Consider the following 25,537-nt stretch of genomic DNA (forward strand, 5'->3'; position numbering starts at 1 on the left):
ATTATGAACAAAAAACTTACAAAAGTGATCGGACTTATCATGGCCGGGGCCATGACGGTGATGGCAGGATGCGGAAATTCGGCACCTGCTGCACAGGGTAGTGCTGATAACGCAGCACCGGCACAGGAAGCTGAAACAACTACTCAGCCTTCCGGCAAAGCCAAGAAAATCGGAGTGCTTGTAGCAGATGTCAGCGGTGAGGAAGCCCTGGGATTTAGAAATTACTATGAGAAGTATATTCAGGAAAACTATGATGTTACCTTTGATTACACTGATGCGCTGGCAAGCGCTGAAGACGAGAAGGCCGCTATTGAAAAATTTGCATCAAAGGGATATGACGCAGTTATCTCTTTATCCAGCAGCGACAGAGCACAGCAGATTGAGACCTGCGAGCAGTATGGCCTTTACTATGCAATAGCTTCAGGAGTTCTTGATGACGAGCAGTATGAAAAATACAAAGGTTATGAGCACTTCGTTTGCCAGATCGGACCTTCAAATGCCACTGAATTTGAGGCAGGAAAAGCTATGGGCGAGTATTTTAAAAATCAGGGAGTAAAGAAGGTGGCTCTCTATGGCGCTTTCATTCCAAATCCTATGCACGTTTTCAGAGCAGCCGGTATTCTTACGGGACTTGGTTGTACCTACGGCGGAGCAAATGACATGGGAGCGATCGTGGGACAGATTTTCAAGGATCAGGGAATTGATCTTTCAAAGGTTTCCGGCGATGTTGAACTTGTTGCATACCTCCAGGGATATGGCGATACAACAACAGATGAGCTTGGTGCAGCTATTCAGAAGGCTCCCGAGGCATTCCTTTCAGTTGGAATGGCAACTACATTCTTTGCACAGACACTTTCACAGGAAAATATACCTTTTGCCGATATTGATTCCTTTACTGCCATGAACAGTCAGTCAATGGAGAGTGGAAGTCTTAAATATCTTGCAGGTAAGTATTCATCATCTATCGGACCTGTATTTGCGCTGGTTTCAAATGCGATTGACGAAAATCTTATCAGAAATGATGAGGGAAATGCTGTATCGCTCAATCAGGGCTATCTGGTAGCAACAGACAAGGCAACCTTCGATGAGTATTTTGTCAATGACAACGGTGATTCACCCATCTACAGCAAAGAGACACTTGATAGCATTATCGGAAGTCAGGTCACCTATCAGGATGTAAAGAGCCTTGTAGAGAGTAAGTAATACAGAGTAATAAGGAGATTAGCTATGAGTACCCCGAAGAGAATCGTAAACGCACTGGCCATGCCGGTTGTAACCCTTGTGGTTTTGCAGACTCTTTGCCTGTTAAATGGACAGAGTGTGATTTCAAATATGAAAAGCTTTGACAATTTCATAGTTTATACAGCTATTGTGATGATCACAACCATGGCTCTTTCCATAAATCTGAACAGCGGAAGATTTGATTTCTCCCTGGGATCAATGGCCGGTCTGTCATCTATCATAGGGGCAAAAATAACCTATGGGATTCTCTCCGGGGGAAATGGCTCTGCACCGCTGATGCTTTGTATATCCCTTGTTGCAGGAGTGATACTTGGACTAATATCGGGTCTTACATATTGCACATTAAGACTGCCTCCCATCATAGTCTCACTGGGAGTAACGCTAGTGTATGAGGGAATTATGTACACAATAACCGGTGGCAAATATGTTATGAGTGAAGTTCAAAATCCTTCAATGTCCGCTCTTACAGGAACCTGGGTCTATGCAGCATTGATAATAGCGGCAGTCCTTGCATTTATGATAATTACTTTTGATAAAACGGCCTTTGGATATGACTACAACGCACTTAAGTCGGGACAGAAGGTGGCTGTGGCTACAGGTATCAATGAGGTAAAAAACACTCTGATATGTTATGGGATCAGTGGAGGCCTGATGGGTATAGTGGGAACACTTAATGCGGCCAGAAATACGACAATAAATGGAGGACAGCTCAATTTTGGCAGTATAGCCATCATGTTTACAGCATTTCTCCCTATGTTTATCGCAGGATATATCGGCAGATTCACAAACGAGAAGATTGGCTTTCTCCTGGCGGCTGTTTGCATGTCACTTTTAAATTCTACCTTTGCTGTATTCTCAAACTCAGTGAATGCAACAATGCAGTCAATTATAAATGCAGTATTGCTGGTTGTTTTCCTTATTTACCTGAACAACAATGATTTGATAAAGAGATTATTGAAAGCATGAAAGATTTAAGATTATTGAAAAAAGCAACGGCTCTTTTCCCAAGGTTAAATGAAAAAGAGATTGCTGTAGCCGAAACAGTAAGTATTACAAGGGACGGCAAGGGAATAAAGAAAAAAAGTCTCCGGGATTTCAGGACTATGTCACTAAAAAAAGGTGATGAGGTCATCCTTGACTTTGGTGGACATCTGGTTGGATATCTTTCTCTTGATTTTAAGAACATAGGAGCTCATGCAGATGCTCCGGTGCTCTTAAGAGTACGCTTTGCCGAAAGAGAAGTAGAGCTGTTTGAGGATGCATCAGAATACAGTGGCTGGGTAAGCGCATCATGGATCCAGGAAGAGCTGGTAAAGGTGGATGTGGTCCCCGGAAGGCTGGACTTTGACAGACGATATTCATTCAGATTTGTAAGGATTGAGGTTATGGATATCAGTTCAAGATTTGATCTTCAGATTTCCGAAGCTTGGGCCAAGGCCGTCACTTCTGCCAGAGATACGGATCTTTTACCCTATGAGGCGGCAGATCCCTTGGACAGAGAGATGGACAAGGTGGCTGTAAAAACTCTCAAAGATTGCATGCAGACAGTGTTTGAGGATGGACCTAAAAGAGACAGAAGGCTGTGGATAGGAGATCTTAGGATACAGGCTCTGGCCAATTATGAAACCTACAGAATGAATGATATGGTCAAATCCTGCCTATACCTGTTCGGTGCGCTTACTCAGGAGAATGGAAGAGTCGGAGCCTGCGTATTTTTGGAACCTGAGCCTGAAGTAGACGACACATGTATGTTTGACTATTCTCTGTTTTTTGTGGTCATTCTCAGGGATTATTACAGAAAGACAGGTGACCAGGAGGCGCTGGAGGATCTGTGGCAGGTATGCCGCAGACAGATCAGTCTTGCCAGAGAGGACCTTGACCAACACTATGTAGTAAAGGACCTTGACGTTCTTGGCTGGTGCTTTGTGGACTGGAATCTGGAGCTGAATAAACAGGCAAGTGCGCAGGGGATATTCCTGTACGCGCTGGAGGCAGCAATTGAACTTGCCGAGCAGGTCGGAGATGTGCTCTCAGAGGAAGAGTATGCTGATCTTTACAACAAAGTAAAGGATGCAGCCAATACTTTTTTATATGATGAAAAAATGGGCATGTACGTAAGCGGGAAAGACAGACAGATCTCCTTTGCATCTCAGATATGGATGATACTTGGAAATGCCGTTGAAGGTAGTGCTGCACTCAGGCTTTTGGAAAGACTAAATGGCTGCGACGGTGCTGTTAAAATGGTTACTCCTTATATGTATCACAACTATATAGATGCACTTATTAAGCTTGGCAGGAAAGAAGACGCTCACAATCTTATGAGACAGTACTGGGGCGGAATGATCAAAAACGGTGCAGACACCTTCTGGGAGCTGTATAATCCCGAAAATCCGGACGAGTCACCTTACGGAGGAACTATTGTAAACAGTTATTGTCATGCCTGGAGCTGTGGCCCGGCGTATTTTCTCAGGAAATACTTTGCTTAATACTTTGGAAGAAGAGAGTTTGATATGACATTTGATAATTATGAAATCGATTATACGGGGAATCCGTTTTTTCTTGACGAGAGTGCCATAAATTGGGTAAAAGAGACCTTTGAGGACATGAGCCTTGAGGAAAAATGCGGACAGGTTTTTTGTCCTATGGGATTTAGCAGTGAAGATGAAGTTCTTCGCGGAATCGTCAGTGGAATTGGTGTTGGCGGGATGATGTACAGAAGTGGGAGAGCAAAAGAGATTCAGGATACTCACAGAAAAATACAGTCAATGGCCAAAATTCCGCTTTTATTAGCCGCTAATACGGAGAGTGGTGGAGATGGACTGGCAGTAGAGGGGACATCTTTTGGCAAGCCAATGGCAGTTGCAGCAACTGCGGATCCTGAAAACGGCTACAGGATGGGGTATGTTGCATGCAGGGAAGGGTCAGCACTGGGACTAAACTGGTCTTTTGCTCCTATCGTGGATATCAACAGAGACTTTCATAATCCGATAACAAACGTCAGGACCTTTGGCGATGACCCGGAGAAGATAGTTTCCTTCGCTTCACGCTATATGGATGGTGCAGATGAAAATAATGTTGCCGTGTCAATAAAACATTTCCCCGGAGATGGAATAGATGAAAGAGATCAGCATATCCTTACCAGTGTCAATTCTCTGTCTGTAAAAGAGTGGGATGACAGCTTTGGATATATCTATAAAAGTCTTATAGACAAGGGAGCAAAGACTGTAATGGTGGGCCATATTGCCCAGCCGGCTTATGTAAAAGAGATTAACAATAATGCTGACAGAAGAAGCATGTTGATGCCGGCATCTCTTTCTAAGGAACTTCTTGGAGGTCTTCTCAGAAAACGTCTTGGCTTTAATGGCCTTATAACCACAGATGCCACTCCCATGGTAGGATTTACCAGTGCAATGCCCAGAAATATTGCCATACCGAATGCCATAGAAAACGGCTGCGACATGATTTTGTTCAACAAGAGCCTTGAAGAAGATTACGGTTTCATGCTTGAGGGTATTGGCAGTGGTTTGTTGTCCGTAAAAAGACTTGATGAGGCAGTGCTGAGAATCCTTGCAACAAAGGCATCCCTGGGGCTTCATGAGAAACAAAAAAACGGAAGTCTTGTCCCTATGGAAGAAGAGTTATCAGTTGTTGGCTGCAGCAAACACAGAATGTGGGCAAAAGAGGTGGCTGATAAGGCTGTCACTCTTGTGAGGGACGAGAAAGCTCTTTTGCCGTTAAGTCCGAAGAAATACCGGAGGATATACCTAAATGTGATCGACAAGGAAATGGACCCGGAGAGCGCATTTGTAAAGATGTGGAAGGATAAGCTGGAAGAAGAAGGGTTTGAAGTTACGGTAAGGGACAGACGTGTTAAAATTGTCCCGGCTGATTTTATGGATCCGGCATCACTGCCTGATGAGAAGAAGGCTCTTTTACATGAGATGTACAGAAGTGTTGCTGAGATGAAGGAATCCTTTGATCTGTATCTATATGTCTGCAATATGGAAAATGCTTCAAATAACACTACTTTGCGACTCAACTGGAACGTAGTGTTTGGGCTTGGAGATGATGCGCCCTGGCATGCATCAGAAATACCTATGATGATGATATCGACTTCGTATCCATATCATCTGTTTGATGCTCCCATGATCGGGACTTATATTAATTCCTACAGCGCAGGTGCGGATTTTGTCGATGCAACTGTAGAGAAAATAATGGGCAGATCTGAGTTTATGGGAGTAAGTCCCATTGATCCCCTGTGCGGAAAGGATTACATCTGATATGAAATATAAGGCCATAATTTTTGATCTGGACGGAGTTATCTGTTTTACCGATGAATACCATTATCTTGCCTGGAAGGAGCTGACAGATGAGCTGAATATTCCCTTTGACAGGACTATCAATGAGAGGCTAAGGGGCGTCAGCAGAATGGATTCTCTTGAGATCATACTGGAGAAATATTCAGGACCTGAGTTCTCAAAGGATGAAAAGGAAAAGTTCGCCGGAAAAAAGAACGACATCTACAGAAAGAGTCTTGAAAATATGTCTGAAAAAGACCTCTCGGAGGAGGTCAGAGAGACGTTAAAGGAGCTTAGAAACAGGGGACTTAAGCTTGCCATCGGATCTTCGAGCAAAAATACCAAGTTCATATTAAAACAGATCGGGCTGGAAGGTTTCTTTGACGCCATAAGTGATGGCACCAATATCACAAGATCCAAACCCAATCCGGAAGTGTTCTTAAAAGCTGCCCAGTTCCTTGCAGAAGAGCCGAAGGACTGCCTTGTTATAGAAGATGCTGAAGCCGGCATAGATGCTGCGGTATCGGGCGGTTTTTACAGTGCCGGTATCGGGAGCGCAGAAAGCTATGGAAAGGCCACATATCATTTAGAGAGCTTTAAGGACATTCTAAAGTATGTTTAATGGTAAAGTTTCTCTTTGGCAGCTTTGTGCTTAAAGAAGAGAAACACAAGATTGACAGATGGTCAGTACAATAAACTCGTAGGCTGCATGAACAAGAAAGAGCGTAGAGAGTTTGAACGCAGGCAGGAGGAGCTTCGTCGCGATAGGGAAGAAGACAGCCCTTTGTTCCTAACCACACTTTATCTGCCGGATGGGACAAAAGAATCGCCCCAATGTCATTTAGATAAAAAATGCAGAAAATGCTAAATAGGCACGCTACGTTCTTCAGATTATACAGTAGCGTGGACATCTACGTGACACCGCTTTATCTTTAGACTGTTATCACGTAGTTTCGCTATGATTTTATGGCATTCTACGTGATACATCCCGTTAACAAACCTCTCCTCACGTATTTTTTCCAAATATCTGTTTGTTTTTACGTGTTCTACTACTAATAAAGAGCAGTGTCTCACGTAGACACTTCCAATATCATGCTTGTTGCTCTGTCACATCTTTTTCTTATCTAAATGACATTGGAACCGCCCCTCTGTCCCATCATGTATCGGTCCATGTCCTCGGCGATCTGCTTGGATACAGCGACAGCTGCCACAACGGTTTTAGCACCGGTAACGACGTCACCTGATGCAAATACTCCGGGAAGGGATGTCTCACCCTTGGAATCTGTGGCAAGATTTCCTTTTTCGTTGAGCTTCAGTTCTTTTTCATGAGTAACAATCCTGTCCTGCGGGACCTGTGAAATAGCGATCATGATGCTGTCTGCAGGAATTAGATGCTCAGTATCTGCAAGGACCTTTAGCGGAGTCTTTTGAGTATCTGCTCCTTCTGCCTCAAGCTGTGCAAGCTTTTCCTCATCAGGTACCATATCGCAGAACACCGGACCCTCGTCCTCAATCCTGACAATGGCTTTTCTGTATTCAAACTTAACGCCGTCTACCTTGGCATATTCGAACTCTGCTTTGGATGCGCTGACCTCATCACCTCTTACATATACCACAACCTCTTTTGCTCCATGCCTAATGGCAGTTCTGGCTACGTCCATAGCTGCGTTGCCTGCACCGATTATAGCAACCTTGTCGCCAAGCTCGTAGACATCAGGATTGTTGAGATAGTTGATAGCATAGAAAACATTTCCAAAAGTCTCTCCCGGAACGCCCAGCTTTCTCGGCTTCCAGGCACCGGTTCCGATAAACACACTCTTGTAGCCATCATTCAGAAGATCCTGTATTCCCGTAGAACCGCCAATCGCAAAGTTGGGTCTGAACTTGATGCCAAGCTCCCGCATCTTTTTGCAATATCTATCCAGGATAGACTTGGGAAGCCTGAACTCGGGAATGCCATAGCGAAGTATTCCGCCAATCTTGTCATGAGTCTCAAATACTGTGATCGAGTATCCCTTGAGTGCCAGGATTATTGCGATAGTGATCCCTGCCGGCCCAGCGCCAATAACTGCCGCTTTCATGCCGTTTGCCGGAGCAGGCTTAAGTTCAAGCCTCTCAAAACATGAGTCGGAAATATAATTCTCAATTGATGATATGTGAATGGGCTCACCCTTGATTCCTCTGACACAATTGCCCTCACACTGGTTCTCGTGATTGCACACAAGCGAACATACCATAGAAAGCGGGTTATTCTCAAAGAGCATCTGAGCCGCTTCAAGCATGCGATTTTCCTTAAAAAGACGTATCATCTCCGGAATATTTGTGTGAATCGGGCAGCCATTCTCCCTGCACCTTGGATTAGGGCACTGAAGGCAACGATTTGCTTCATCGATAACATGTACTGACATAGAATAATCCCCCGCTTTCTTTTTTGATTATTCTATATGTAAAGAAAATCAATAAATACCCCTTTTCATGGAGCGTTTATTGATTTTCTTGAAGTGTGGGATAGGGAGACGTTTTGAAACAAGGGGATGGTTTGGAACAAGGGGACGGCTCTCTGTAAAGCTCCTAACAACTTACTCTCTTATTACGGGTTTAAATTATTGCCAACGTATTTCCGATACTTTTTCCTCGTATGATTCAAAAGCCATGCAAATCCTTTTGCAGATGATGTTGAAACAAACGTGGATTCTATCGAAGAGTATGTGTCTAGACAGGCCCTTAAGAGTCTTGATTATGGACGGTTATTGTTTTCGAGAGACAGCAGATGTATTTATTATACTTATGATGTTTTTATAAATGATATATCGGAATTGACGGATGCCATACTGGATAAGACAATTACTGGGGCTGCGCTCTATATAGCAGAGGTTTATGGATCTGATATTGCGGAGATATTAGAGGCTGATAATAAATAACTTTAATTTTTTTGTTGACATGGACACATAATGTCCGATATATATGATAGTGTATTATCAGAAACAACAAACAAAGATTTTTCATGATTCAAAATGAATTTCAAGAAAGGAGGACGATCATGAAACACACGATGAATACTAACAACATAGCAACAATAGACAACAGGGGCATGATTGTCCGCCGTCTTTATTTCTAAAACTATTTCACACAAAGAAAAAGGACTGGTATAAGGACAAGACTTTAGGCCTCTGAAGATTAGAGGTGTTTTTGTGTACTCATTTACACAAGCACCTTAGGCGGAGGTTTTATTTTGATACCAGTAAAAGGAAAATATTCAGATGCCATGATCATGTGCATGGGGGATGTTGCTGATGGAAATGTTGACCAGTATGCGATTGCTCAGGTACAGATGATCAGCGACATCGAAGCTACAAAGGGTAGCAAGATCCGTGTAATGCCTGACGTTCACCCTGGAAAGGTTGGACCTATCGGTCTCACAATGACAGTGACAGACGCAGTTCTTCCTGCACTTATCGGAATCGACATTGGCTGTGGTATGAGCATGGTAAAGATTGGAAAGATCAGAAAGGATTTCCAGAAGCTCGACACAGTCATCAGAGACAACGTTCCGGTTGGATTCAAGGTAAGAAACAATGTTCACAGGGATGCATCAGATTTTGACCTCGGAAGACTCAACTGCTTTAAGCACATCAGAGATGATAAGGCAATGCTCAGTATCGGAACTCTTGGCGGAGGAAACCACTTTATTGAGCTTGATGCAGACGAGAACGGAGAGGGATATCTGATCATTCACAGTGGCAGTCGTCACCTTGGCAAGGAAGTTGCTGAGTATTACATGGATAAGGGACACAAGTACTTAATGGAACATGGAAAAGAGGGTGTTCCATATGAACTTACTTACCTTACAGATGAGCTTCTTTCAGACTATCTTCATGATATCCAGGTTGTTCAGGAATACGCTGAGCTCAATCGTCACATCATTATGAAGGAAATCTGCAAGGGAATGAAGTGGAAGGTAACAGATGAAAAGAGCTGCATCCATAACTACATTGAGCAGACAAATGGAGCAGCTATCCTTAGAAAAGGTGCCATCTCCGCTAAGGAGAATCAGGAGGTGATCATACCAGTAAATATGAGAGATGGCGTAATCCTTGGCGTAGGAAAGGAAAACACTGAGTGGAACAGCTCAGCACCTCATGGCGCTGGAAGAATCTCATCAAGAGAGAAGGTTACAACCAGCCACACAGTGTCTGAGTTTAAAGCTTCCATGAAGGGAATTTATACAAGCTGCATCAGCAAGGACACACTGGATGAGGCACCCTTTGCTTACAGGGATATTGATTACATTAAAGAGGCTGTAAAGGAGACTGTTGAGATCACAAAGCTCCTTAAGCTGGTTTATAACTACAAAGGAGGCAATGCCTAAATGATATTACAGATCAGCTCTGGAATGGGCCCAGTTGAATGTAGTGCAGCTGTAGGCGGCATTTTCAGAGCATTACAAAAGGAATTTCCGGATATAGAGATGATTACAGGCGTGAAAGGAGAGGTAGAAGGAGCCTATTCATCAATTATTTTTACTTCAGAACAGGACTTGTCAGCCCTTGAAGGTACAATGCAATGGGTGTGCAAGAGTGGCTACAGACCGGGTCACAAGAGAAAGAACTGGTTTGTAGATGTAAGCATAATCGAAGAGCCTGATGAAGTGGATGAGAAGATTACGGAAGACAAGATAACATTTCCGAATCTCATGGGAGCATTTGATGTCATAAAGGCATGGGGCTTTGATTATAAAACAGTTGCATTTGTTTGGGTGAAGCAGAATAAGAAATGCGATTCTCTTTTCTGGGGTATGGGCTATTGGACAAGATCCAATGCAGAAATCTGTCTGCTTGCCACCAAAGGACATCCAAAACGAATTGGCAGAGCGGTCCATCAGGTAATCATCAGTCACATCGAGCAGCACAGTAAAAAGCCAGCAGAGACTCGCGACCGGATCGTGGAGCTTGTCGGTGATGTACCTCGAGTGGAACTATTTGCAAGACAGAAAACTCCGGGCTGGGATAGTTGGGGGAATGAAGTGGAGAGTGATTTGGAGTTGGCAGCGTGATTAAAAATACGCGGGTGATGCATAGAAAACATCACCCGCGTGGTTTATTAGTCATCTTTTGCCAGTTCACGCTCAATATCTTCTTCTACTTCGCGTTCTGTTTGTGCATGTGATTCAATGAGATTACCAATTATTTCCCGGGAACATAGCATACCTAACTCATATATTTCTACTGTGGCACCAGCAGCAGTGAGTTCGTCATAGCATTTAGCCAATTTTTTTACGCCGGGGTGGCTGATGTGTTCGCTTGAGTATACGAAGTCATTTGATTCAATCGCTTCTTTTATCTCTCCCATTGAAGCGGAGGTGTATTTTCTTAGAATGCTAATACACTTTGAAAGGGAGTCATAAGCTACAATCTTTAAAAAAATATAATCATCTAAGTCTTTTTGATTCATTTTGTTTTCCTCTGTTTGTGTAATAGGTTTGCGTTGATTGGTTTGCCTGGTATTGAGTTTTTGAAGTTGCCTCCATGCCATCCATAAAAATGTTCTCTGAAAGTAGCAGGGAATATCACACCACTTTGATTTGCAAGATGTGGATAATGAGAGACACTGTATGTGTGATGGCTATGAAGAGTTCTGCCATTATGTTTAGGACGTCTTCCGTGCAGGATATCATTGGCTTGTTCAGGAGTCCATTGCCTGGTGGTGGGAAGCTTGCTAATTAGGCGCTTCTTTTCTTCCTTCCAAAATTTATCAATGCCAGAATTTCGTCTTTTGTTAAGCCTGATGTTGCTCTGATAAGTATGATATTCAGTTCTTGTAATAGTCCTGTTGGCAACTTTTTTGCGAAGGCTGCTTCGCTGCTTGGGGGATAATTCTTTGTATTTAAGAGGATGATCCCTTAAGTCCAAGCCTCTGGTTCTACTAGATATGATATCACTTTCTGATGGGATTGTGATATTGGAACTGCCGTCTGAGGCAAAAGCACGAGAGAGCTTGGAACCGATAGTACCAGTAAAGTGATTACTGTTTGCTTTGCTCATGGTGCACCTCCTTATAAGCTTTACATGTCTTGCTGTCAAAGGAGATTATCTCGATACCGCATTGCCGAAGAAAGTCAAAAATCGAATAGTTGGATGAACCATACACCAGAATCTTTGAGGGTTTGATAACAGTAGCTAATTTTTTAAGCCCGTCTTCAAACAGAGGACGATTATTGAGCTTACGTATTCCGCTGGCTACTGTTCCAATACAAAGATTACTTCCAACAGGGATTCCGTCGAAACAGTAGCTCCAAGTCTCATATGTTCCCCAACGTACACAATTTATGACAGGTATATCCAGTGAGTTCATCCAACAACCAAATGCTCTCATGCGATAGGTGTTGAATCTTTTCCATGGATCCGGAAAGTCTGCATTGGTAGAAAAATCCGGAGAAATGATACCTGCAAAATGGCAGATTATTTCTAAGGCCTTTTCAGGATATGTCCAGATGCTACTTCTTTTTCCATCAAACTTTTGATCATCGATAAAGAAGTGTATAAATGCATTGACATGAAAGTCTTTGTTGCCGGAGCGAATATGCTTTTTGTACAGAGCTTTAGCGTCTTCATATGAGATTAGTTCTTGCGGAATTGTTTCTGTAGAAACGCAATAAGGGATATCACTTCCAGGAGCAAAGGTGGCGTTCTTAACCATAAATGCATTCCACATGTCATGGCAACCTGATCTGGGTTGCATTTGTTTAGCATTATTCATGTGCTTCTCCTTTCTGAATTTAATAGCAGATGTTGAAACACATGGGCCCAAGTGCTTTTCTGTTTATAATTGTGACAGGTGAAATTAAGTTTAAAAATTCCCACTTCTGTCAATCCTGCTAAGGTTTTCCTTGTACTACGATTGAGTAATGCATTAGTGAGAAAGATGAAATAAATTATACTTATCGGTGTACAAATATATCGAACGGTGGAATAATATATAGTTAAAGATATAGGAAGGGAGAAGGATGTAATGAGCTATGAAGAACATATTGGCGAGAATATAAAAAATGTCAGAAAAGATCAAAGTCTTTCTCAACAGCAGCTTGCGGATAGATGTGGCATGTCTAACACTATGATTAGCGAGTACGAAAGAGGCAATAAAATACCTAATTTGGTTACGACTGCGAAGATAGCTTCAGCACTCAAAGTAAGTATTGATCGTCTGTACTATGGTGATGAAAATAATGCTTTTATAACCACAGTAGATGACGATGGAAGAAAGATAGTTAATGCTGTATATCTTTTGTGGGATAAAGGCGTGGTTTGGTACCATGAGAATCTGCGTTATTCAGTTTTTCCAACAATGGATGAGAATAATGGATACTTTTTGTTTGTAAGACAATTTCCTGAGCAGATAAAACGCCTTATAGTGAGCCTAAATGATTATAAGGCAAAAAAAGATACTTTTCCGGATCCGGAGGCATATCTGGAGATGATACTTTCGTCTGTCGCTAGCGATATTAATAAAGAGATAGAGAAGCAGGAATCTGAAAAAGAAATTAAACACAAAAAATGATAGGGGTGCCATAGGATGCAGGATTTGAAGTAGTCCATAATGAGATTGGCTCTGATAGCAGACCCGGAAGGGAAAGTGAATAGTGGATCAATGTAATTGGAAGAAAGGGTTGACAATTTTCATCGGTATATAAAATAAGTATTTGTGAAAGAGTGAATAATGGATTTTTTTGATATAACAGACGACAACGGAATACCCACAGGTAAAACCATAAGCAGGAGTGAAGCTCATGATAAGGGGATAGCTCACAGAACAGCGCATATCTGGATTGTAAGAAAGGTCGGCGATGGTTATCAAGTGCTTCTTCAGAAGAGAAGTGGTGAAAAAGAATCTTTTCCAGGCATGTATGATACTTCCTCCGCAGGGCATATCCAGGCAGGGGACGATCCGCTGGAATCCGCTCAGAGAGAGCTTCATGAAGAACTTGGAATAATGGCAAACGAAGGAGACCTGACATTTGCGGGGAAGTTCCATATCAATTATGAGATGGAGTTTCATGGAAAGCCATTCCGGGACAATGAAGTGGCTTTTGTTTATGTGTATGAAAAGCCGGTTGATATCGACAACCTTGTTCTTCAGAAAGAAGAGGTAGATGAAGTTAAATGGTTTGACATATATGAGGTCCGAGAAGGATGCATCCACAGAGATGGAACATTCTGTGTTCCGATGGAAGGGCTTGAAACACTCATGAAGTATCTTGGTGCGGATTAATGAATCAGGCAGAATTGATTAATAAAGTAAATGGCTCTATGTATCATCAGGTGAAGACAACAGGTTATGCCACAGCTGTACAGACTCTTATGGATGTGGGGATCTTGTCAAAAGAGGACTATGAGAGATGGCGGAATGGTCAGGTTCCATATCTTGAAAAGGTCTGTAAGATTAACCTGAAGAAACTTGCAGGTGTTCTTGAGGAAATGAAGCGGTACGCTGCAAAGAATAACTTGAAGCCGAGTTTTACATTTTATAAGCAGTGGGGGAAAAAGAAAAAAGTACTGTGCAGCTTAGATTTAGTAAGACCGGGAATGAGTATATTGAGAAACTGTATGCGACTCATTATGTGAGAAATTGATGCGGATGTATGAGGAACTGTATGGCAATGATACCAGAGTTTGATTCACAGCGTGAAAAGGAAAAGTATTTCAGATCCTTATCACCGGAACAGAAGATAAATGCTTTTACAGAACTGATTTGGGAATCAGAGCACATCGTATTCCTTGGTGGTGCCGGTGTTTCTACCGAAAGCGGCACTCTTGAAGTAGGCTCTGCAGCTCAGCTTGCGCATATGTATCATGAAAAATATATGGTGATAATCAATAAGGGAAAGACCAAAATGGAAGGGAAAGCAGATCTTGTTTTCCATGACAGCATTGGAAAGGTTATGAACTCGTTGGATTGGTAAATCCGACTTAGTGAGTGTGAAAACACAGGAGAGCTTATATGAAGTATAGAGAAAATAAGAAAACAAAAGACAAGATAAGTGAAATAGGATTTGGTTCGGCATATATATTTGAGGCAGGATTTGACACTGCGGTGAAAACAATTCGACATGCCTATGAAAGCGGAATCAACTATTTTGATATGGCCGCCGGGGATGGGAGTGCTTTTCCTATGTATGGAGAAGCGCTATCAGATGTCAGGGACAATATTCTATATCAGATACACTTCGGGGCAGATTACTCAAGGGGAACCTACGGATGGTCACTTGACCTTGATACCGTCAAAAGGTCTCTTGATAAACAGCTTCATGATTTAAAGACTGATTATATAAATTATGGCTTCATACATTGCCAGGATGAGTTTTCAGATTGGGAAACTTATCAGAGAAATGGGGTATATGACTATCTCCAGCAGATGAAAGCTGAGGGTGTTGTAAAGCATACCGGCTTATCATCACATACTCCGGCAGTCATACAGAAGATCATGGATGATGCAGACATTGATATGCTTATGTTTTCTATCAACCCGGGGTATGACTATGGGCAGGGAGATTATGCTCATGGCGGCGTGGATGAGAGAGCAGAAGTATACAAGCGCTGTGAAAAAGAGGGAGTTGGAATCTCTGTCATGAAGCCTTTTTCCGGAGGGCAGCTCCTTGATGCCAGGCAATCTCCATTTGGACAGGCACTGACTCCTTACCAGTGTATCAGATACTGTCTGGATAAACCTGGCGTGTTGACAGTCCTTCCGGGGGCTCAGAGTGTTGCAGAAGTAGATGAACTTCTTTCGTATTATGACAAGTCAGAGGAAGAGCTGGACTATTCTATCATAGGCACTTTTGCTCCGTCCCAGGCTGCAGGTAAGTGTGTGTACTGTAATCATTGCAAGCCATGCCCCGCAGGAATAGATGTTGGTCTTGTAAATAAATACTATGATCTTACTAAGGTTGGAGACTCTCTTGCAATAGAGCATTATAAAACTCTGGAAAAGAATGCATCCGATTGTATATCATGTGGTCACTGCAACAGCAGATGCCCGTTCGGGGTAGATCAGATTAGCAGGATGAAAGAGATAGCAAACTTTATGATGTGAGTCGAGTTTATCCGATAATAATAGGGGTGATTATGTCAATAAAAGAATATATAAGTCAGCAAGATAAGACAATTCAGCCAAAACTGGAATTGATTTATAATACAATTCACGATGCAATACCTGATGCAGAAGAACGGTTAACCTGGGGAATGCCTACGTTTTGGAAGGGAAGAAATATAATACATTTTGCTCCTGCCAAGAAACATATAGGATTGTATCCGGGACCTGAGGCAATAGAGGCATTTGCGGATAAGCTGGGTGAATACAAAACAAGTAAGGGAGCAATACAGCTCCCTAATGATAAAGACCTGCCACTTGAACTTATTGCAGACATAGCCAGATGGAGTTATGAGAACAACAGGAAGTGATTTTTATGATGACTTCTTAAAAATGAAGGGCTAGGATTGTTTGGAAAATGATTTGCAGATTTTATTCTTATTTAATATTTTAGTGCACAAATGTATAGGATAATTGAAGAGATGGCAGTCGATAAACTGAACATTTATAAATGATGAATAGATGGAGGAGGACGACTTATGAAAAGATCACTATCAATTATCCTAGTGGCAGCACTGCTGATTAGCTGCATTGGGATCACAGGATGTGGGAAGGGGAATACTAAGGCCCTTTCAACATACTGGGCAGCAAATTCCCAGGCGGCGGAAAGTCTGAGAAACTATGTGACAAAGGTTACCAACAAAAAGGATACAGAGAATTTTATTCCGGTTGAGGATCGTATAGCCGTATTTGACATGGACGGAACCCTCACCTGTGAAACTTACTATACTTACTACGATACCATGATGTTCATCAATTATTGCCTCATTGATCATCCGGAGAGAGTTTCTGACGAACTAAAGGCAGCTGCGCTTGAGATACAGCCTGGCTACACAGCAGGAGAGGAGCTGGCAAGAAATTTTGCCAGGGCCTACGCCGGCATGACCGTAAAGGAACTGTATGATTATGCTGTTGAATTCGGAAAGAAAGAGACTGACAGCTTCGAGAACATGCGCTACATTGACGGCTTTTATGAACCAATGGTTGAAGTGGTGAAATATCTCTATGACAACGACTTTACTATCTATGTGGTCAGTGGTACAGAGCGTACTACTACAAGAGCCATTGTTGCCAATTCTCCTATAAAAGATTATGTTGACCCGGCCCATGTGATTGGAACTGAGTTTGAGGTTAAGGTAAAGGGCTACGAAGATAGCTCTTCCAATATGGATTTCAAGTATGCTGACGGAGATGAGCTTGTTTTCACCGGTGGATTTGTTCAGAAGAACCTAAACGCCAATAAGACTATCTGGATTGAGCGTGAAATAGGCAGGTATCCTGTTCTTGCCTTTGGAAATAGCGGCAGTGACACCAGTATGATGAATTATGCGCTGGATAAAAGAAATCCCTACCTTTCAGAAGCATACATGGTAGTTGCAGATGATGATGTACGGGAATGGGGTAAGCAGGACTGGGCGGAAAAATCCGCAGCCTACGCAGAGAAGGGATATGTTCCCATTTCCATGAAAAACGATTTTCTGGAAATCTATCCTGAGCCAATCAAAAGAGCAGCCGAGCAGTATATAGAGCCTGAATATAAATTGTCTGCTGACAGTAGCAATATTGTAGAGTTCCCTGCTAAGGCCGAGGAAACTACCGGCAGTGAGGAAACAGATGAGAACACACTTACAGCTCTTTCACGTGAGGGCTATACCCTTGAACAGGCAGTGGTTCTTAGCAGGCATAACATCCGCGCTCCGCTATCAGGCGAGGGATCTGCGCTGGATACCATCACTCCCAATAAGTGGTTTGACTGGTCGGCTCAGGCCAGTCAGCTTTCAGTAAGAGGCGGAACCCTTGAGACTGAGATGGGGCAGTACTTCAGAAAATGGCTTGAGGCAGAAGGGCTTTTTGAACCGAACTATCAGCCTGAAGACGGAGCAGTTCGCATATATGCCAATTCCAAGCAAAGAACTATAGCCACAGCAAAGTTCTTTTCCGCGGGACTTCTTCCTGTTGCCGGCGCTCAGGTTGAGTACCATATGGACTTCGACACCATGGATCCCGTGTTCAATCCTGTGTTCACCTATATATCAGAGGATTACGCTGCGGATGCTGAGGATGAAATAAAGCAAAACTATAATGATACCATCGCTAGTCTTAGTGATAATTATGATCTTATTTCTGAGGTCATTGATGTTCAGGAATCAGATGACTACAAGAAGGGTGTCTTTACAGGATTTAACGTTGATGACTCTGAATTTTCTTTTGAAGAGGGAAAAGAGCCTTCGGTGAAAGGTTCACTTAAGACCGCGTGTCAGATATCTGATGCTTTGGTGCTTCAATACTTTGAGGAACAGGATCCGGTGAAGGCAGCTTTCGGCCACGAGCTTTCAGAGGCAGACTGGGAGACAATATCAGAGGTTAAGGATGTATACGGCGATGTTCTGTTTTCGGTTCAATCAGTTGCGGTTAATGTGGCACATCCACTTCTTGAAGAGTTGGAAAAAGAGCTGTCAACAGAGGGCAGGCAGTTCACATTCCTGTGCGGACATGACTCCAATCTGACAAGCGTTCTTTCGGCACTTGAAGTTGAGGATTACAGCCTTCCGGGAACTATCGAGAAGAAGACACCTATCGGAGGAAAACTTGTGATCAGCAAGTGGAAAGATAATGATGGTCAGGAATTCATCAGCCTTGACCTGGTTTATCAAAAGACACAGCAGCTTCAGCAGATATCTCTTTTAAATGACGAGAATCCGCCAGGAATCTATACTTTAAAGCTCAATGGAATAAATGCCGATGCAAATGGACTGTATCGGGCAGAGGATGTAATGGAGCGTTTTGAGAAGGCAATTGGGGCCTATGATAGCCTTGTAGAAGAATACGAGGCAAAAGACGCAGCATAAAGAAAAAAGCACCAGGTGGCTGAATTTAAGAAGATTGCTTTTTATAACCATCTGATTTTTGAAAAGAAATCTATTAAATAAATATAATTATGCAAAATGTAATTGACAGATACCCCACCAGGGTATATATTGATAAAAAATCAATATACCCTAGCGGGGTATTTGTGATGGAGGAAATATATGTCTGAGAACGAAAACAATATGGAAGAAATGAATGGCTGTTGTCCGCATTGCTCCGGTAAGCATAAAGATAGAGATGATAAGGAAAAAAGAGATCTGATGAACAGGTTAAAAAGGATAGAAGGGCAGGTGCGTGGCGTAGAAGGAATGCTGGAAAACGATGCATATTGTACTGATATCCTGATACAGGTATCTGCAATTACCAGTGCTCTCAATAGTTTTAACAAGGTTCTTTTGGCTAATCATATGAGAACCTGTGTGGCTGACAATATCCGTGAAGGAAATGATGAAATTATTGACGAGCTTGTTGTCACACTCCAGAAACTCATGAAGTGATAAATTGGTCTCCAAATGTCAGACCAGCGAAAGGAATAAATATGGAACAATACAATGTAACCGGAATGAGCTGCGCTGCATGCCAGGCCAGAGTAGAGAAGGCAGTAAATGCTATAGATGGTGTTGACAGCTGTGCTGTAAGCCTTCTTACGAACTCCATGGGAGTTGAGGGAAGCGCATCATCGGAAGAAATAATTAAGGCAGTAGAGGCGGCCGGATACGGCGCAAGCCTTAAAAAGTCAAATAAAGCAGGTAATACTGCAGGAGACTATGAAGATTCGTTAAAAGATACGGAAACACCGGTTTTGAAAAAAAGACTTATAGCTTCAGTCATTCTGCTGATTCCCCTGATGTATGTTTCAATGGGGCATATGTTATGGAACTGGCCGTTGCCGCAGTTCCTTGATGGAAATCATGTGGCGATGGGATTGTATCAGCTCCTGATTGCAGGCTTTATCATGGTTATAAATCAGAAGTTTTTTATCAGTGGATTTAAAGGGCTGATTCACAGGTCTCCAAATATGGATACCCTGGTAGCACTTGGAGCTACAGCGTCCTATGTCTACAGTGTATATGCGCTTTTTGCTATGACCGGTGCTGTGATGGATGGAAACAACGATCAGGTCATGTACTACATGAATCAATTTTATTTTGAATCAGCTGCAACTATCTTGACACTTATTACAGTGGGGAAAACCCTTGAGGCGAGATCAAAGGGAAAAACCACAGATGCACTGAAAGCACTCATGAAGCTTGCTCCAAAGACCGCTGTTATCCTTGATGGCGATATAGAGAAAACTGTCCCGGTAGAAGAGGTAAAGGTTGGGGACAGATTTGTTGTAAGACCCGGAGACAGCATACCTGTAGACGGTATTGTAAAAGAGGGTGAGAGCGCAGTTAACGAATCATCACTTACAGGAGAAAGCGTTCCTGTAGAAAAACAGGCAGGAGATAAGGTATCAGCTGCAACCATCAATACTTCCGGATATATGGTATGTGAAGCTACCAGGGTTGGTGAGGATACAACTCTTGCCGGAATCATACGTATGGTTAGCGATGCTGCGGCTACAAAGGCACCGATTGCCAAGATTGCTGACAGAGTATCGGGAGTTTTTGTTCCGGTGGTAATTGGTATCGCATTTGTTACTTTTATTGTGTGGTTATTGGTTGGACAAAGCTTTGGATATGCCATGGCAAGAGCGGTATCAGTCCTGGTAATAAGTTGCCCCTGTGCTTTGGGACTTGCAACTCCCGTTGCGATAATGGTTGGAAACGGTGTGGGCGCAAAGAGCGGAATTTTGTTTAAGACTGCGGCAGTGCAGGAACTTACAGGAAAAACTCAGATAGTGGCACTTGATAAGACTGGAACAATAACGACAGGTGTGATGCGTGTTACAGATGTAATCCCTGCGGATGGCATCAGTGAAAATGAACTAATTACAGCTGCATATGCACTTGAATCAAAAAGTGAGCACCCTATTTCAAAAGCAATCATTGAGCATGCAAAAGAGCATGGGATTGCGCTTCTTGATACAACTGAGTTTGAGGTATTATCCGGAAATGGGTTAAAAGCAAAACTTGAGGGTGCATCTGTTGCCGGTGGAAATGCACGATTTATAGCAGATGTACTTAAAAATCACGATTCCTTAAGCACAGAATCTTTGAATAAACTGTCAGCGCAGGGTAAGACACCGGTTCTTTTCACAAAAGATAGCAAATTAATGGGAATAATTGCGGTTGCTGACACCATAAAGGATGATACGGCGCAGGCGGTTAGTGAGCTTAAGAAAATGGGTATCCATGTGGTAATGCTGACAGGTGATAATGAGATCACGGCAAAGGCAATTGCAGAGCAGGCCGGAGTTGATGAAGTAGTAGCGGGAGTACTTCCTGATGGTAAAGAGGCAGTTATCAGAAAACTCATGGAGCATGGAAAAGTTGCCATGGTCGGAGATGGAATAAATGATGCTCCTGCGCTTACCCGTGCGGATGTGGGAATTGCCATTGGAGCAGGAACTGATATTGCAATAGATGCAGCGGACGTTGTGCTTATGAAGAGCAGTATCCGCGATGTGGCAGCTGCAATAAGAATCTCAAGAGCAACTATCAGAAATATCCATGAGAATCTGTTCTGGGCATTTTTCTATAATGTCATCGGTATTCCGCTTGCCGCAGGCTGTTATGTGGCTGCCTTTGGTTGGACGCTTAATCCTATGTTTGGGGCAGCAGCTATGGGACTTTCAAGCTTTTGCGTAGTATCTAATGCACTAAGGCTTAATTGGATAAAAGTGCATGATGGAACCAAAGACAAGGCTATAAGAAATCCGATTGATCATAAAATCATTCAGTCAACAAATGGTCAGACTGTTGATGATACAAAATTAAATGACAAAAAAGAAAAGGAGAATAAAGAAATGAAAATTAAGGTAAATGGTATGATGTGCGCACATTGTGAGGCTCATGTAAAGAAGGCTCTTGAGGCTATAGACGGAATCGAGTCTGCTGTTGCTTCCCACGAGGAAAATATGGTAACTATCACAAATTCTAAGGATGTTGATGAGTCTCTTATTAAGGCAGCTGTAACAGATGCAGGCTATGAATACGCAGGAATTGCATAAATTAAATATGTACATAAAATTTTCATAATATGACTAATAAGTCTTGAAAAGCCCATCATTCATCTTAAAGGATATGAATGGTGGGCTTAGTATGAGTTTTTTGCAGGATGACCAGTTGGTCATTTGTTGTGAGTTACATGTTGTGTTAGCGAATTTTTACTTGCTCTTTATTTAAAGTAGCTTTATTATAGTTGCATAAAATACATAAGACGGAAGGTGCTTATGGACAAGAAAAAAACTGATACTGGTCAGACAGAACTGCGCACTGTGCTGCGCAGTTCGTGAGAAAATGATTCAGTAGTGAGCGCATTCCTTCGACGAAGTCGAATTGGAATGAATGCGCGAATTAGTTACTGGAACGAGCTGATAGCGAGTGAACAGTAATTAAAAGCTTGTTGCATGAGTGAAAAGGGAAGCGGGTGTGAATCCCGCACGATCTCGTCACCGTGTTTCGATAGTTCTTTTCAATATGCCACTGGGGTGACCTGGGAAGGTGAAAAGAGCGCACAAGAATCGATCAGCCGGGAGACCTGCCTGTCGTCGTACATGGGAAACCAAGTCACGAGGAATTGACTGTACGAAGCTTGTAAGTGAATGAACTAGAAAAACTAGTGCATTTGCTTTAGTTTTGCGTACTCAAAAAGTCTTCGCCGCTCTGGTGGAGGCTTTTTTCTTTGTTCTTTTTCTTTTCTGACAGGATTTCCATGAAAAAGGAGGCAAATATTATGAGAAAAAAACTATTGGCAGTACTTTTGGCCGGAACACTGACGTTGACAGTTTTTGGCTGTGCAGGAAATGAAGGAAGTGTAGCCGAGACTGAGCAGAGCCAGAGCGAAACTACTGCTGAGGAACTGACAACAAATGAAGCTGAAAAAGCTGTTGAAACAGCTACTACTGAAGATGCAAATGTAATTGAAGATGGAATTTATACAGCCAGATTTACAACTGATTCAAGTATGTTCCATATCAACGAGGTTTATGAAGACAGAGGAACTCTTACAGTAAAAGATGGAGTTATGACACTTCATATAACTCTTTCTTCCAAGAATATCGTGAATCTTTTCCCGGGAAGCGCTGAGGATGCTCAGAAAGATGGAGCAGAATTACTTATGCCCACAACAGATGAGGTTACTTATGCTGATGGAACTACAGAGGAAGTATATGGCTTTGATGTTCCGGTTCCTGTGATAGATGAGGAGTTTCCACTTGCTCTTATCGGAACAAAAGAAAAATGGTATGACCATATGGTAAGCGTTTCAGATGTTCAGCCATATGAAGAGGATGCAGACAAGATGGCAGCTGATAATGTAGCAAAGCTTATTGACAGTATTTATGTTCAGAACTTTACAGATGACACTTATGATAACTGCGAAAAGGCAAAAAAAGCCTGGGATGAGCTTACAGATGCGCAGAAAGAACTTGTAGAAGGAGAGGATGCTGATCCGGATTACTTTGGAAGAGATACCGGAGATGCATCAAAGGACGATCCTTTGAATGCTGATGATATTGGTGAGAATGAACTGTTGGTTGTAAGCTTTGGAACATCTTTTAACAATAGTAGAGCAACTGACATCGGTGGAATTGAGAAAGCACTGGCAAAGGCTTTTCCTGACTGGTCTGTAAGACGAGCATTTACAGCGCAGATCATAATCAATCATGTGTACGCAAGAGATGGTGAAAAGATTGACAACATGGAACAGGCACTTGAGAGAGCTGTAAACAATGGCGTTAAAAACCTGGTTATTCAGCCAACACATCTTATGCACGGCGCTGAATATGACGAGCTTAAGGCTGCTGTAGAAGAATATAGTGATAAGTTTGAGTCTGTTGCTATAGCAGAGCCACTTCTTGGAGAAGTCGGAAACGATGCAACTGTAATTAATGAAGATAAAGAAAACGTTGCAATCGCTATCACTAAAGCTGCTCTTAAGGAAGCAGGTTTTGATGATCTTGCAGCAGCAAAAGAAGCCGGCGTTGCATTTGTATTCATGGGACACGGAACATCACATACTGCAAAGGTTTCATATGATCAGATGCAGACACAGATGGATAAGCTTGGCTATGACAATGTATTTATTGGAACAGTCGAGGGAGAGCCTGAGGATACTGAGCTTTCAAATGTTATTCAAAAAGTAAAAGATGGCGGTTATAAGAAGGTAGTGCTTCGTCCTCTGATGGTTGTAGCAGGCGACCATGCTAATAATGATATGGCAGGTGACGATGAGGATTCATGGAAGAGCGGATTCACAGCAGACGGAAGCTTTGAGAGCATAGACTGCCAGATCAGTGGTCTTGGTGGAATTGAAGATATTCAGAGTATTTATGTTGAACACGCTTCTGCAGTTATCAAGTAATAATATATGGTAAAAGAGTTAAGAAAAAGAGGAAATATCATAAAATATTTCATTTTCGTTTTCTTTTCCGTATTGATGATTGGATGCGGTAATATTTCCGATGGGGAATTTACCGCATCTGTTGTCCTTACGGGAGGAAGCGGAAAGGCTTATATAGAAAGTCCTTGCAAAGTTACTGTTTCCGATGGAAAAGCAATTGCCCACATTGTATGGAGCAGTCCTAACTATGATTTTATGATTCTGGACGGAGAGACCTATTATCCGGTTAATGAGGAAGGCAATTCTAAATTCGATATTCCTGTGCAGTTTGATAAAGAAATGGTTATTCAGGCTGATACTACAGCGATGAGCACTCCGCACTTGATTGAATACACTTTACTCATTACTTTGGATGAGAATTCTAAGGAAGCTTTAAATTCAGATGGAAATAGGACAAATAGCGAAGAAATAACTAAAACAGTTTCTTTTGAGCCTCCTATTATAGATGGTTATGCATATCTTGGTACAGATGAGAACGAATATGCTGAAGGCTTCAGGATTCACAGGTACGAGGGGGATTATGCTGTCATAAGCATGTCGGATGGCAGAAATTACCTGATTGTTCCTGAAGGCAGTGAGGCGCCTGATAAAATAGCAGATGATATCATAATCTTACAAAGACCTTTGGACAGGATATATCTTGCGGCTTCCGGAGTGATGTGTCATTTTGATTCCCTTGGAAGAGTGGATGACATTCTGTTTTCAGGTTTAGATACTGATGATTGGTACATAGAGTCTGCAATTGAAGCGATGGAGTCAGGAAGGCTCCTTTATGGTGGCAAATACAGTGCTCCCGATTATGAGCAGATGGTAAATATGGGGGTAGATGTTGCTATAGAGAATACCATGATCCTTCATGTGCCCAAGGTTCAGGAAAAGCTTGAACAGCTTGGAATTCCTGTTTTTGTAGACCGCTCAAGCTATGAGCCGCAGCCTCTTGGAAGATGTGAATGGATTAAGGTATACGGTGTTTTGACAGGCTGTGAAGAGAAGGCTAAAAGTGCTTTTGATGAGCAGAAGGCACAGGTTAATTTTGATAGTTTGTATAATCTGAGCGAAAAAAAGGTAGTAATTTTTTCGCTGAATTCAAATCATCAGGTTGTTACAAAGAAGGCCAATGATTATTTTGCAAAAATGGTTGAGATGGCAGGGGGCAAATATCTTTCACCCCAAGATGGGGATGAAGAGGGAACTGCCCAGACAACTATCAGCATGGAGGCATTTTATTCTTATGCGTCAGATGCTGACATTTTGATATACAACGCTACTATATCCGATGTGCCAAAGTCACTGGAAGAACTGGAAAATGCAGATGCCATTTTTTCTGATTTTAAAGCCTTTTCAGAAGGATGCGTATGGTATACAGATAAATCCCTCTATCAATTTGCAGACAGGACAGGAACGATAATAAATAATCTTCAGAGCGTGATAACTGAAGGAACAGAAGAAACAGTTTTTTTTCATAAATTAAAATAATG

General features: G+C 42.3%; 24 protein-coding genes and 1 riboswitch. Of the genes, 20 read left to right on the forward strand and 4 right to left on the reverse strand.

Going from position 1 to position 25,537, the window contains the following annotated elements:
* The first annotated feature begins 3 nt into the window (after window positions 1-3).
* From BM086_RS12320 to BM086_RS20580, 6 genes are read left to right on the forward strand one after another with little or no spacing between them, the layout of a single operon-like run.
* Window positions 4-1,203 (forward strand): substrate-binding domain-containing protein, encoded by a 1,200-nt coding sequence (locus BM086_RS12320; protein ID WP_092327006.1) that lies wholly within the window; start codon window positions 4-6, stop codon window positions 1,201-1,203.
* 24 nt (window positions 1,204-1,227) lie between these two features.
* The gene (locus tag BM086_RS12325; protein WP_092327009.1) at window positions 1,228-2,208 is read left to right on the forward strand and encodes an ABC transporter permease; all 981 of its coding nucleotides are present in this window, start codon (window positions 1,228-1,230) and stop codon (window positions 2,206-2,208) included.
* Window positions 2,205-3,728: an alpha-L-rhamnosidase-related protein gene (locus BM086_RS12330; protein ID WP_092327011.1), complete on the forward strand. Its 1,524-nt coding sequence runs from the start codon at window positions 2,205-2,207 to the stop codon at window positions 3,726-3,728. Before BM086_RS12325 ends, BM086_RS12330 begins: the two co-directional genes overlap by 4 nt.
* 24 nt (window positions 3,729-3,752) lie before the next feature.
* Complete coding sequence (locus BM086_RS12335) at window positions 3,753-5,522, forward strand: glycoside hydrolase family 3 protein (RefSeq protein ID WP_092327014.1); 1,770 nt, start codon at window positions 3,753-3,755, stop codon at window positions 5,520-5,522.
* A 1-nt stretch (window position 5,523) separates the two neighbouring features.
* Window positions 5,524-6,162: a beta-phosphoglucomutase gene (pgmB, locus tag BM086_RS12340; protein ID WP_092327017.1), complete on the forward strand. Its 639-nt coding sequence runs from the start codon at window positions 5,524-5,526 to the stop codon at window positions 6,160-6,162.
* 51 nt (window positions 6,163-6,213) lie between these two features.
* Window positions 6,214-6,408, forward strand: a complete 195-nt coding sequence (locus BM086_RS20580; RefSeq protein ID WP_141107746.1) for a hypothetical protein — start codon at window positions 6,214-6,216, stop codon at window positions 6,406-6,408.
* 256 nt (window positions 6,409-6,664) lie between these two features.
* Here the strand turns inward: BM086_RS20580 and BM086_RS12345 are convergent, their stop codons facing one another.
* On the reverse strand, window positions 6,665-7,948 hold the full coding sequence (locus tag BM086_RS12345) for an NAD(P)-dependent oxidoreductase (protein WP_092327023.1): 1,284 nt from the start codon (window positions 7,946-7,948) through the stop codon (window positions 6,665-6,667).
* A 300-nt stretch (window positions 7,949-8,248) separates the two neighbouring features.
* Here BM086_RS12345 and BM086_RS12350 point away from each other — a divergent pair, with 300 nt between their 5' ends.
* The 3 genes from BM086_RS12350 to BM086_RS12360 all read left to right on the forward strand — a co-directional run bounded on the left by BM086_RS12350 (window position 8,249) and on the right by BM086_RS12360 (window position 10,593).
* On the forward strand, window positions 8,249-8,461 hold the full coding sequence (locus BM086_RS12350) for a hypothetical protein (protein WP_141107747.1): 213 nt from the start codon (window positions 8,249-8,251) through the stop codon (window positions 8,459-8,461).
* Between the two features lie 350 nt (window positions 8,462-8,811).
* Window positions 8,812-9,909 (forward strand): RtcB family protein, encoded by a 1,098-nt coding sequence (locus BM086_RS12355; RefSeq protein WP_242952199.1) that lies wholly within the window; start codon window positions 8,812-8,814, stop codon window positions 9,907-9,909.
* Window positions 9,910-10,593 carry an MT-A70 family methyltransferase gene (locus BM086_RS12360; RefSeq protein ID WP_242952192.1) on the forward strand — a complete coding sequence of 228 codons (684 nt, stop codon included), beginning with the start codon at window positions 9,910-9,912 and terminating at the stop codon, window positions 10,591-10,593.
* 47 nt (window positions 10,594-10,640) lie between these two features.
* Here BM086_RS12360 and BM086_RS12365 read toward each other — a convergent pair whose 3' ends face one another.
* Genes BM086_RS12365 through BM086_RS12375 form a run of 3 tightly spaced genes read right to left on the reverse strand, consistent with a single transcriptional unit; the run spans window position 10,641 to window position 12,296 of the window.
* Entirely contained in the window at window positions 10,641-10,991 is a 351-nt protein-coding gene (locus BM086_RS12365; protein WP_092327032.1) for a hypothetical protein, read from the reverse strand.
* Window positions 10,988-11,581: a hypothetical protein gene (locus tag BM086_RS12370; protein WP_092327035.1), complete on the reverse strand. Its 594-nt coding sequence runs from the start codon at window positions 11,579-11,581 to the stop codon at window positions 10,988-10,990. Before BM086_RS12370 ends, BM086_RS12365 begins: the two co-directional genes overlap by 4 nt.
* Window positions 11,562-12,296: a DUF4417 domain-containing protein gene (locus tag BM086_RS12375; protein ID WP_092327038.1), complete on the reverse strand. Its 735-nt coding sequence runs from the start codon at window positions 12,294-12,296 to the stop codon at window positions 11,562-11,564. Before BM086_RS12375 ends, BM086_RS12370 begins: the two co-directional genes overlap by 20 nt.
* A gap of 252 nt (window positions 12,297-12,548) precedes the next feature.
* On the opposite strand from BM086_RS12375, the gene BM086_RS12380 reads away from it, so the two are divergent.
* From BM086_RS12380 to BM086_RS12430, 11 genes are all read left to right on the forward strand, one after another.
* Window positions 12,549-13,094, forward strand: coding sequence for a helix-turn-helix domain-containing protein (locus tag BM086_RS12380; protein WP_092327042.1), 546 nt, complete (start codon window positions 12,549-12,551; stop codon window positions 13,092-13,094).
* Between the two features lie 159 nt (window positions 13,095-13,253).
* Window positions 13,254-13,805 (forward strand): NUDIX hydrolase, encoded by a 552-nt coding sequence (locus tag BM086_RS12385; RefSeq protein WP_092327045.1) that lies wholly within the window; start codon window positions 13,254-13,256, stop codon window positions 13,803-13,805.
* The gene (locus BM086_RS12390; RefSeq protein ID WP_242952193.1) at window positions 13,805-14,158 is read left to right on the forward strand and encodes a hypothetical protein; all 354 of its coding nucleotides are present in this window, start codon (window positions 13,805-13,807) and stop codon (window positions 14,156-14,158) included. Before BM086_RS12385 ends, BM086_RS12390 begins: the two co-directional genes overlap by 1 nt.
* 29 nt (window positions 14,159-14,187) lie before the next feature.
* Entirely contained in the window at window positions 14,188-14,496 is a 309-nt protein-coding gene (locus BM086_RS12395; RefSeq protein WP_092327048.1) for a hypothetical protein, read from the forward strand.
* A 38-nt stretch (window positions 14,497-14,534) separates the two neighbouring features.
* Window positions 14,535-15,626, forward strand: coding sequence for an aldo/keto reductase (locus BM086_RS12400; protein WP_092327051.1), 1,092 nt, complete (start codon window positions 14,535-14,537; stop codon window positions 15,624-15,626).
* 32 nt (window positions 15,627-15,658) lie between these two features.
* Entirely contained in the window at window positions 15,659-15,994 is a 336-nt protein-coding gene (locus tag BM086_RS12405) for an iron chaperone (protein WP_092327054.1), read from the forward strand.
* Window positions 15,995-16,162: 168 nt separating this feature from the next.
* Window positions 16,163-18,532, forward strand: a complete 2,370-nt coding sequence (locus BM086_RS12410; protein ID WP_092327057.1) for a histidine-type phosphatase — start codon at window positions 16,163-16,165, stop codon at window positions 18,530-18,532.
* A 201-nt stretch (window positions 18,533-18,733) separates the two neighbouring features.
* Window positions 18,734-19,048 carry a metal-sensing transcriptional repressor gene (locus BM086_RS12415; protein WP_207650987.1) on the forward strand — a complete coding sequence of 105 codons (315 nt, stop codon included), beginning with the start codon at window positions 18,734-18,736 and terminating at the stop codon, window positions 19,046-19,048.
* Between the two features lie 41 nt (window positions 19,049-19,089).
* Window positions 19,090-21,666, forward strand: coding sequence for a heavy metal translocating P-type ATPase (locus tag BM086_RS12420; protein WP_092327062.1), 2,577 nt, complete (start codon window positions 19,090-19,092; stop codon window positions 21,664-21,666).
* A 361-nt stretch (window positions 21,667-22,027) separates the two neighbouring features.
* A riboswitch (cobalamin riboswitch) is annotated at window positions 22,028-22,214 on the forward strand.
* A 636-nt stretch (window positions 22,215-22,850) separates the two neighbouring features.
* Entirely contained in the window at window positions 22,851-24,020 is a 1,170-nt protein-coding gene (locus tag BM086_RS12425) for a sirohydrochlorin cobaltochelatase (RefSeq protein WP_442857339.1), read from the forward strand.
* A 6-nt stretch (window positions 24,021-24,026) separates the two neighbouring features.
* Window positions 24,027-25,535 (forward strand): ABC transporter substrate-binding protein, encoded by a 1,509-nt coding sequence (locus BM086_RS12430; protein WP_092327065.1) that lies wholly within the window; start codon window positions 24,027-24,029, stop codon window positions 25,533-25,535.
* Window positions 25,536-25,537: the final 2 nt, after the last annotated feature.

The sequence above is a fragment of the Butyrivibrio sp. YAB3001 genome, from assembly GCF_900112195.1.
In the GTDB taxonomy this organism is placed as follows: Bacteria; Bacillota; Clostridia; order Lachnospirales; family Lachnospiraceae; genus Butyrivibrio.

Bases quoted from the DNA above. Each gene is read 5' to 3' on its own strand.
- BM086_RS12320 (WP_092327006.1), top strand. From the start codon at position 4: ATGAACAAAAAACTTACAAAAGTGATCGGACTTATCATGGCCGGGGCC.
- BM086_RS12325 (WP_092327009.1), top strand. From the start codon at position 1,228: ATGAGTACCCCGAAGAGAATCGTAAACGCACTGGCCATGCCGGTTGTA.
- BM086_RS12330 (WP_092327011.1), top strand. From the start codon at position 2,205: ATGAAAGATTTAAGATTATTGAAAAAAGCAACGGCTCTTTTCCCAAGG.
- BM086_RS12335 (WP_092327014.1), top strand. From the start codon at position 3,753: ATGACATTTGATAATTATGAAATCGATTATACGGGGAATCCGTTTTTT.
- pgmB (WP_092327017.1), top strand. From the start codon at position 5,524: ATGAAATATAAGGCCATAATTTTTGATCTGGACGGAGTTATCTGTTTT.
- BM086_RS12345 (WP_092327023.1), bottom strand. From the start codon at position 7,948: ATGTCAGTACATGTTATCGATGAAGCAAATCGTTGCCTTCAGTGCCCT.
- BM086_RS12355 (WP_242952199.1), top strand. From the start codon at position 8,812: ATGTGCATGGGGGATGTTGCTGATGGAAATGTTGACCAGTATGCGATT.
- BM086_RS12360 (WP_242952192.1), top strand. From the start codon at position 9,910: ATGATATTACAGATCAGCTCTGGAATGGGCCCAGTTGAATGTAGTGCA.
- BM086_RS12365 (WP_092327032.1), bottom strand. From the start codon at position 10,991: ATGAATCAAAAAGACTTAGATGATTATATTTTTTTAAAGATTGTAGCT.
- BM086_RS12370 (WP_092327035.1), bottom strand. From the start codon at position 11,581: ATGAGCAAAGCAAACAGTAATCACTTTACTGGTACTATCGGTTCCAAG.
- BM086_RS12375 (WP_092327038.1), bottom strand. From the start codon at position 12,296: ATGAATAATGCTAAACAAATGCAACCCAGATCAGGTTGCCATGACATG.
- BM086_RS12380 (WP_092327042.1), top strand. From the start codon at position 12,549: ATGAGCTATGAAGAACATATTGGCGAGAATATAAAAAATGTCAGAAAA.
- BM086_RS12385 (WP_092327045.1), top strand. From the start codon at position 13,254: ATGGATTTTTTTGATATAACAGACGACAACGGAATACCCACAGGTAAA.
- BM086_RS12390 (WP_242952193.1), top strand. From the start codon at position 13,805: ATGAATCAGGCAGAATTGATTAATAAAGTAAATGGCTCTATGTATCAT.
- BM086_RS12395 (WP_092327048.1), top strand. From the start codon at position 14,188: ATGGCAATGATACCAGAGTTTGATTCACAGCGTGAAAAGGAAAAGTAT.
- BM086_RS12400 (WP_092327051.1), top strand. From the start codon at position 14,535: ATGAAGTATAGAGAAAATAAGAAAACAAAAGACAAGATAAGTGAAATA.
- BM086_RS12405 (WP_092327054.1), top strand. From the start codon at position 15,659: ATGTCAATAAAAGAATATATAAGTCAGCAAGATAAGACAATTCAGCCA.
- BM086_RS12410 (WP_092327057.1), top strand. From the start codon at position 16,163: ATGAAAAGATCACTATCAATTATCCTAGTGGCAGCACTGCTGATTAGC.
- BM086_RS12415 (WP_207650987.1), top strand. From the start codon at position 18,734: ATGGAAGAAATGAATGGCTGTTGTCCGCATTGCTCCGGTAAGCATAAA.
- BM086_RS12420 (WP_092327062.1), top strand. From the start codon at position 19,090: ATGGAACAATACAATGTAACCGGAATGAGCTGCGCTGCATGCCAGGCC.
- BM086_RS12430 (WP_092327065.1), top strand. From the start codon at position 24,027: ATGGTAAAAGAGTTAAGAAAAAGAGGAAATATCATAAAATATTTCATT.